This is a genomic window from Methanoculleus nereidis (assembly GCF_032944295.1).
Lineage (GTDB): Archaea > Halobacteriota > Methanomicrobia > Methanomicrobiales > Methanoculleaceae > Methanoculleus > Methanoculleus nereidis.
This window is the reverse complement of the sequence record NZ_JABFFQ010000016.1, coordinates 27,000-34,986: the sequence shown is the minus strand read 5'-3', so window position 1 is coordinate 34,986 and position 7,987 is coordinate 27,000. Positions and strand designations below refer to the sequence as shown.

The window sequence follows — 7,987 nt, the reverse complement described above, 5'->3', positions numbered from 1 at the left end:
GCCTGCCCCCCTCCCCTGTCCCCACCCCCCAGACGCGATATTCCCCCGGTCCAGTGTATCGGGCTTTTTCGGAGCTCCGATCTGCTTATCGACTGCAACACCTTACCGGGGCTACCTGGGATCGCTCGGTACACCCCAGAACCATACCGGCAGTAATCTCCTATCCAAAGAATTCGCATTTCAAAAAATCACAACTGAGCCGCGGCGGTGGCCCGGGTCGTTCCGGGGACGGCCACCCGCTTCTCCAGGATATTGACCGCGACGGTCGTGATCGAGACCAGCACCAGGTAGACGATGCCGACGGCTGCAAACGACTCCGTGTAGGTGAAGTACTTCGTCGCCACCAGTTTCCCCGCCCCAGAGAGTTCGATCACGGTGATCATGTAGGCAAGCGACGAGTACTTGATCAGGTAGATGAACTCGTTCGAAAGCCCCGGTATCGCCCGGCGGAGCGCCTGCGGCAGGATGACGCTTCTGATCGCCTGCCACCGGGTCATCCCGAGCGCCTGGGCGGCAACCATCTGACCGTCCTTGATGGAGATAAGGGCACCCCGGATGTACTCGGCGTTGTACGCCCCGTTGCAGAGGATAAAGCCGACCACCGATGCCACGAACGCGGTGAAGGTGATCCCGATCGACGGGAGCCCGAAGTAGAGGATGAAGAGGAGGAGGAGGAGCGGCGTGCCCTTGATAAGGAAGACGAACGTCTTACAAAGCCAGGATACAACCGGGTTGCCGTACTGTCTTCCGACCGCGACGGCGATCCCGAGCGCAAGGCCGAACGGGGCGGAGCACGCAATCAGTTGCAGGGTTACGACCAGCCCCTGCATCAGCGCCGGGAGGAGGATCTCGAAGAGGAAGACTGCCTGGTCCATGCCGCTCCTCAATCCTCCATCCGGGAATCGATCCGGCCGATGAAGTCCTTCATCCGGGTGAACCGCGGATCATGCAGGAGCAGGTCCGGCGACCCCTGCTCGGCAACCACGCCGTTCTCCATAAAGAGGACCTCGTTTGCAACCGAGCAGGCAAACCCCATCTCGTGGGTGACGACGAGCATCGTCATCCCCTCCCGGGCCAGCTTCTTCATGACCTCGAGCACCTCCCTCGTCAGTTCGGGATCGAGCGCGGACGTCGGTTCGTCGAAGAGGATGACGTCCGGGTCCATGGCAAGCGCCCGGGCGATGGATACCCGCTGGGCCTGGCCGCCGGAGAGTTCGGCCGGATAATGGTCGGCCCAGTCCTCCATCCCCACCTGTCGGAGTTCGGTGAGCGCCTTCTCGCGCGCCTCCGCTTTGCCCATGCCCCTGACCTTCAAGAGCGCCAGTTCGACATTTTTCAGCGCGGTGAGGTGGTCGAAGAGGAAGAAGTTCTGAAAGACCATCCCGATCTTTTGCCGGAAGTAGTTGATCCGGGCCCCCGAATTCGTGACCTCCTCTCCGTCGAGCCAGACCTTTCCGCGGTCGGGCGGTGTCAGCTGGTTGATGCACCGCAGAAGCGTGCTCTTTCCTGTCCCCGAAGGACCGATGAAGACCTTCGTCTCGCCGCGGCGGACATCGAACGAGACCCCTCGCAAGACCTCGTTCTCCCCAAAGGACTTGCGAATGTCCTCGACTTTCAGCACAACGTTATTGCTGTTCATGCTCTACATCGCTCCGGTCCCGAATCCCGGGATTGCTATCCTCGCTTCAAGCCTGTGCAGGACCTTGAGGCCCCCGTAGTTTAAGATGATGAAGATCCCGGCCGCGGTGAGGTAGACCGGCATCATAACGTTGGTCTGCGTGACCATACGCGACGTTATGGTGAGCAGCTCCACGACCCCGATCGCGTAGCAGACCGCCGAGTCCGTCAGGATATTGGGATACTCATTCGACCATCCGGGGAGAGCAATACGCATTGCCTGGGGGAGGATGACGGAACGGATGGCCGTAGTCCTGCTCATCCCGAGAGATCGCGCCGCAATCATCTGTCCCTCCCCGACCGACTGGATGGCCCCCCGGAAGATCTGGGACTGGTATGCCGCCCCCCGGAGGCCCAGCACGATCGCTCCGACGACAAACGCCGAGAGGTTACCGAGCCCGATTGCCGGGAATATGCCGAACCAGAAGAGGAAGAGCAGGACGAGGATGGGGAGGCCCCGGAAGAACCAGACGTAGATCCCGATGACCCAGCGCACCGGCCGGGAGCCGTACACCTGGCCGAGCGCCATGGGCAGCCCGAGGAGGAGGCCGAGGACGAGAGCAACGAGGACCAGGCCGAGGGTAGAGGCAACACCCGATAGGAGATACGGCAACCACTCGATAAGAACTGGCAGAACGTCCATTTGGCTATCCCTGAATCATTGTGCGACACTGTTTTTCAGACGGAAGGACAGCGCCGGGTACTCTACGAATGATTCTGACGGAGAGCAAAATAAACGTTGTTAAATCCTCCTCAATTGAGGAGGATTGACCCCCGGCGGTGATGCGCTCCGTCCTCTTCATGAACGGCCCGGCAACGCCCCGATAGAGAGCGTAAGCCGGATATCCGGCGCCGCTGGCATTCGACTCATTCCTCCACGCCGTTCCCCCGGACTCCAGCAACACTTAAGTATGTGGGGACGCCGAGGAAGGGGGTATGCCACCTGCACCCGATATCAGGATCCCTCTCGATGTGCCCCCTGAGGAGCAGGAGAGGTATCGGGAGAACTACCGGACAATCACGCATGGCACCGGGAGGCTGATGCTCTTTGCCGGGGACCAGAAGATTGAACACCTCAACGACGATTTTTACGGCGAAGGCATCCATCCAGACGATGCCGACCCGGAGCACCTCTTCCGGATCGCGAGCCGGGCGCGGATCGGGGTCTTTGCGACGCAACTCGGGATGATCGCCCGGTACGGCGGAGATTACCGTGACGTGCCGTATCTCGTCAAACTCAACTCCAAGACCAACCTGGTCGGGACCTCCCAGCGCGACCCGCTCAGTTCGGAGCTCCACCTCGTCCGGCAGGCCGTCGACCTCCGGGACCGGACGGGGCTCTCGATCCTCGGCGTCGGCTACACGGTCTACCTCGGGAGCGAATACGAGGCGATGATGCTCTACCAGGCTGCCCAGATCATCAACAATGCGCACCATAACGGTCTTATCACCGTGCTCTGGATGTATCCCCGCGGCAAGGCGGTCAAGGACGAGCGGGACCCGCACCTGGTCGCGGGCGCGGCGGGCGTCGCGGCGACCCTCGGGAGCGACTTCGCGAAGGTGAACCCGCCCAAAGTTGGTAAATCGGTCGACGCTGCGCTGCTCCGTGAGGCGGTGGCGGCCGCAGGCAGGACCGGTGTCGTCTGTGCGGGCGGGTCGCATGCCGATATGCCGGAGTTCCTGCAGCAGCTCCACGACCAGATCCACATCGGCGGCACGGTCGGGAACGCGACCGGCAGGAACATCCACCAGCGCTCGCTTGAGGAGGCGGTCCGGTTCTGCAACGCGATATCGGCGATCACCCTCGACGATGCGAGCGTGGAGGAGGCAAACGAGATCTGCACGGGAGGCAGGTGTTAGGATGACGACAGTCGGCATACTGACGGGAGGAGGCGACTGCCCGGGCCTGAACGCGGTGATCCGGGCGGTCGTGCGGACGGGAGCGAAATACGGGTTCGACACGATCGGGATCCGGGACGGATGGCACGGCCTCGTGGCCGGGAACGTCGAACCGCTCACCGACTACTCGGTGACCGGGATCCTCCCGAAGGGCGGGACGATCCTCGGGACGTCGCGGACGAACCCCTTCAAGAACGAGGCCGACGTCCAGCGGTTGCGCGACAACATCAGGAAGTTCGGAATCGACGCGATCGTTGCGATCGGCGGCGAGGATACCCTGGGTGTCGCGAGCAAACTCTCGAAGATAGGTATCCCGGTGGTGGGGGTCCCCAAGACCATCGACAACGACGTCGGTGCAACCGACTACACCTTCGGGTTCGATACCGCCGTCGCAACCGTCACGGAGGCGATCGACCGCCTCCACACGACGGCGGAGTCGCACCACCGCGTCATGGTCGTGGAGGTGATGGGCCGGCACGCCGGGTGGATCGCGACCGTGGCCGGGATCGCGGGCGGGGCCGATGAGATCCTCATTCCAGAGATCCCGTTCGACCTCGACGAGGTCACCCACCATCTCCGGGCGCGCTACGAGCGGGGGAAGAAGTTCAGCATCGTCGTGGTCGCCGAGGGCGCCCAGCCGAAGGGGATGGCGGAGGCGATCGCACAGTCCGCACGGACGGATGAGTTCGGCCACGTCACCCTCGGCGGCGTCGGGAACTACCTGCGCGACGAACTTGAACAACGGCTCGATATGGAGGTGCGGGTGACGGTGCTCGGGCACATCCAGCGCGGCGGCTCCCCGACGGCGCACGACCGGGTGCTCGCGACCCGGTTCGGGGTGGCGGCGGCGGACCTCATCAAGGAGAAGGACTTCGGGAAGATGGTCGCGCTCCGGGGGAATGATATCGTCGCGGTCCCGCTCGAGGAGGCGGTGGCGAACCTCAAGACAGTGAATATGGACCTCTACAAAATCGCGAGCATCTTTTACGGGGGGTGACGGGGGCCTCTCAATCGCTTTTAGTCCCGGGAATACGGTTTGTGGCGTGGGGATAGCGTTGCACCCGGCGTTGCAGGCGGGGCAGGGGTCTGGTATCGGGAGGCCGAGAGGTAACAACTGCGGCGATGCAGAAGCCCGGTACAGTGGACCGTGGCGGCTATCGCCATTGGGGGAGGGGCTGACGGGGAGGGGGGAGCATCCCCCCTCCCCTGTCTCTATCCCAAGGCAGACGTGTAACCCCCACTTGAAGACCTTCGGTCTTCTCAAGCTCCGGACGTCCCGTCCGTTGCACCCCGCCCGGCCTTCGGCCTCCTCCTCCGCACCTTCGGTGCTCAAACTCCTGCCGTTCCGGCAGTCGTTCCCCACACCTCGGGGCGGGGGCAGTCATGGCGATATACGGTGGAAAGCCGTGCTCCGGAGTGCGACCATCGGGAGAGACAGATCCGGGTTCAACAAAGCCGAAAGTTCCCTGTTTTTTACGTTCCTTTCTCATGCCCATCGTACACTCCTGCGTGAGACCATAGCGCCCGCCCCCACACGCAAAAATTCCTGAATAAAATCGCGAGCATCTTTTACGGGGGTGAAAGGAGCCTCCCCTTAATCCTCAGGCCCTCCCAGGTTCCTGCCCTGCTCTTTCCCAAAACTCGCCCGTACAACCGCCCCGGCAACCCCGGCGACGGTTCCGAGGAGTGGGAAGAGCAATCCCAGGGCGATCCCGACCATCCCCGCAAGCCCGGCGACAAAACCCTCAGCATGGGACGCCGTCCAGAGGAATGGAATCAGGAAGAGGCCGGTGCCGAAGAGCGCCGCGACAAGCCCGGCCTCGAGGCCGTCCTCCGGTCTCGGCCCGGCAGCGTACCCCGCGATGAATCCGCCGGCGAGCGGAGGAGCCAGGAGCAGCGGGCCGAGAAAGGCAACGAGGAGAGACGAACCGGCGATGACGGCCGTGCCGACGCCAATCCCGATCCACCGGCCCCGTTCGCCCGCCCCGGTGCCGCCTCTCCGGACCCCGTTCCGCACCGCCGTCCCGGCCGCCCCGCCGACGGCGTTGTAGGGGAGGAGGAGTGCCGTGAGGATCAGGGCGTAGAAGCCGAAGGTCATCCAGAACGGGGGATACTGCGGATTGCTCTCTACCAGGCTCATGAGGGCTGCTCCAGAGGCTGCAAGCAGCGCCACGAGCACCCCGCAGACGGCACCGGCAACAGCGCCGTCCTTCACCGAGCCCGGGGTGAGAAGCCCGGCGACGAGCCCCCCGCAAAAGAGGAGCGCCACCGTCATGACCGGGTCCGGGAGAAACTCCAGCCGGCCGAGAAGAAAGAGGCCGCCGCCTGCCAGCGCTCCCGGAACCGCCCCTTTCCAGCGCCTGAGGGCACACGCTGCCATATGGGGATCTCGTCCCGTCTTGGTTTACCCGTTTCGATTCGCCCCGGCCGGCGGAGCGCAGGTATTATACGGCAGGGCGGGTATGGAACTGCAACAGAGACCCGGCGAAAGACCGGAGAACGTTCCCCTACCGGATTGTATACCATGAGCATCACAGACTACTGCCGGCGCACCGCCGCCTTCACCCGGGAGATCATGCAGCAGCCGGCGACGGCGAAGAAGGACCTCCGGTTCTCCGACCTCGGCTTCTTCCTCCGGTTTGCCCGGCCCATCTGGAGCCTGGGCGTGCTGGCCCTCGTGGCGACGGCGCTCGTTGCAGCCGCAAAGGCGGTACTCCCCCTCAGCATCAAGTTCTTCATCGACAACATCCTGCTCGGGGAGACTCCGGCCCCCGATACCCTTATTGCAGGCGCCGGCGGGCTCCTCTCGTCGCTCAACATCCTCATCGCCGCCCTCCTGGTGCTCGGGTTCTTCACCGGCGGCATGGATCTCCTCCGGAACTACTGGACCGCCCGGTTCCGGGAAGGCTACGCCTTCAACCTCCAGACCACCCTCGTCGAGCACGTCTTGAGCTTCCCGCTCTCGTACTTCAAGTCGCAGCAGACCGGCTACATCATGTCCCGCCTCTCCGACGACGTCCAGATCCTGCAGTACACCGTCTCCCAGTACCTCCCCCAGATCGCCTCGAACGCCCTCTACGTCGCCTTCACCTTCGCCATCCTCTGCTTCCTGAACCTCAGGCTGACCCTCGTCGCCGTCGCCTTCATCCCCCTCTACCTGCTGGTCAACGCCGTCTTTATCCGGCGGATCCGCGCCGCCACCCACCGGGAGCGGGAGCGGCAGGCCTACGTCTCACGGGACCTCCAGGAGGTGATCTCCGGCATCGACACCGTAAAGACGCACGCCGCAGAGGACCGGGAGGTGCACAGGGTCTCCGGGACGCTCAAAAACATGGTCGACGCCCGGATCAAAAACACGATGCTCTCGGCGTTCGCGGAGTATTTCAGGGTTGGCACGATGTCGCTCATGCTGATCGCCGTCTTCTGGTTCGGCGGGAACGAGGTGCTCGCCGGCGCCATGACCGTCGGGGACTTCGTCGCGTTCGCGATCTATATCGTGACGTTCGCGCCCACCGTCAACACCTTCTTCGCCTTCCCCGTCGTCATGCAGCCCGCACTCACGTCCGCCGCCCGCCTGCGCGAACTCTTCCGGATACCCGGCGAGGCGGGCACCGGAGGAGGCGGCGGGATCGTGCCCGCCGCGGTGCAGGGCCGGATCGAGTTCTCCGGTGTCCGGTTCGGCTACACGGAGTCCGAACCGGTCCTCTCGGACGTGAATTTCATCGCCCGTCCCGGCGAGGTGGTTGCCGTCGTCGGGCGGACCGGGGCCGGGAAGACGACGCTCATCAATCTGATCCTCCGGGCCTTTGCGCCGCAGGAAGGCACGATCACGCTTGACAACCACGACCTTGCATCGCTCGACCCCCGGTGGCTGCGGCGGCAGATATCGATCGTCTCGCAGGACCTCTTCCTCTTTTACACCACCATCGAGGAGAACATCCGCTACAGCAGGCCCGAGGCCACCTTCGAGGACGTCGTAGAAGCCGCCCGGAAAGCACAGATCCATGACGACATCGTGCGGTTTCCCGAAGGTTACGGAACAATCGTCGGGGAGCGCGGGACCCAGCTCTCCGTCGGCCAGCGCCAGAGGATCGCCATCGCCCGTGCGTTCCTGAAGGATGCGCCCATCCTCATCCTCGACGAACCCACGTCAGCGCTGGATATGCAGACCGAGGACCAGATCCGCCGGACGCTCCGGCTCCTAGTCCGGGACCGGACGACCATCCTCGTCTCCCACCGCCCGTCGCTCCTGGAACTCGCCGACCGCGTCCTCACGATCGAAGGCGGACGAGCGCGGGAGTGCCGGGGAGCAAATACCACCGATACACCCGGTACCGATCGCACCTCCCTCTTCGGCCGGTCAACCGTCTCCTGATCCCCCGGGCCGCAGGCTTATCCCGTGCGGCGACGC

7 protein-coding genes are annotated in these 7,987 nt (G+C 63.9%); 3 read left to right on the top strand and 4 right to left on the bottom strand.

All coding sequences use genetic code 11. From position 1 onward, the window contains the following. Nucleotides 1-188: 188 nt before the first annotated feature. From HL657_RS13110 to HL657_RS13100, 3 genes are read right to left on the bottom strand one after another with little or no spacing between them, the layout of a single operon-like run. Complete coding sequence (locus tag HL657_RS13110; protein ID WP_317297258.1) at nucleotides 189-875, bottom strand: amino acid ABC transporter permease; 687 nt, start codon at nucleotides 873-875, stop codon at nucleotides 189-191. A gap of 8 nt (nucleotides 876-883) precedes the next feature. After that, nucleotides 884-1,639, bottom strand: a complete 756-nt coding sequence (locus HL657_RS13105) for an amino acid ABC transporter ATP-binding protein (protein WP_317297257.1) — start codon at nucleotides 1,637-1,639, stop codon at nucleotides 884-886. Nucleotides 1,640-1,642: 3 nt separating this feature from the next. Next, nucleotides 1,643-2,320, bottom strand: a complete 678-nt coding sequence (locus tag HL657_RS13100) for an amino acid ABC transporter permease (protein WP_317297256.1) — start codon at nucleotides 2,318-2,320, stop codon at nucleotides 1,643-1,645. Nucleotides 2,321-2,613: 293 nt separating this feature from the next. On the opposite strand from HL657_RS13100, the gene HL657_RS13095 reads away from it, so the two are divergent. Then, the gene (locus tag HL657_RS13095) at nucleotides 2,614-3,537 is read left to right on the top strand and encodes a beta/alpha barrel domain-containing protein (RefSeq protein ID WP_317297255.1); all 924 of its coding nucleotides are present in this window, start codon (nucleotides 2,614-2,616) and stop codon (nucleotides 3,535-3,537) included. A 1-nt stretch (nucleotide 3,538) separates the two neighbouring features. Further along, nucleotides 3,539-4,573 carry a 6-phosphofructokinase gene (locus HL657_RS13090; RefSeq protein WP_317297254.1) on the top strand — a complete coding sequence of 345 codons (1,035 nt, stop codon included), beginning with the start codon at nucleotides 3,539-3,541 and terminating at the stop codon, nucleotides 4,571-4,573. 597 nt (nucleotides 4,574-5,170) lie between these two features. Here HL657_RS13090 and HL657_RS13085 read toward each other — a convergent pair. Next, complete coding sequence (locus HL657_RS13085) at nucleotides 5,171-5,956, bottom strand: DUF5518 domain-containing protein (RefSeq protein ID WP_317297253.1); 786 nt, start codon at nucleotides 5,954-5,956, stop codon at nucleotides 5,171-5,173. Nucleotides 5,957-6,100: 144 nt separating this feature from the next. On the opposite strand from HL657_RS13085, the gene HL657_RS13080 reads away from it, so the two are divergent. Continuing rightward, a complete protein-coding gene (locus tag HL657_RS13080; RefSeq protein ID WP_317297252.1) occupies nucleotides 6,101-7,951 on the top strand; it encodes an ABC transporter ATP-binding protein in 1,851 nt (616 codons plus the stop codon). The last annotated feature ends 36 nt before the right edge of the window (nucleotides 7,952-7,987 follow it).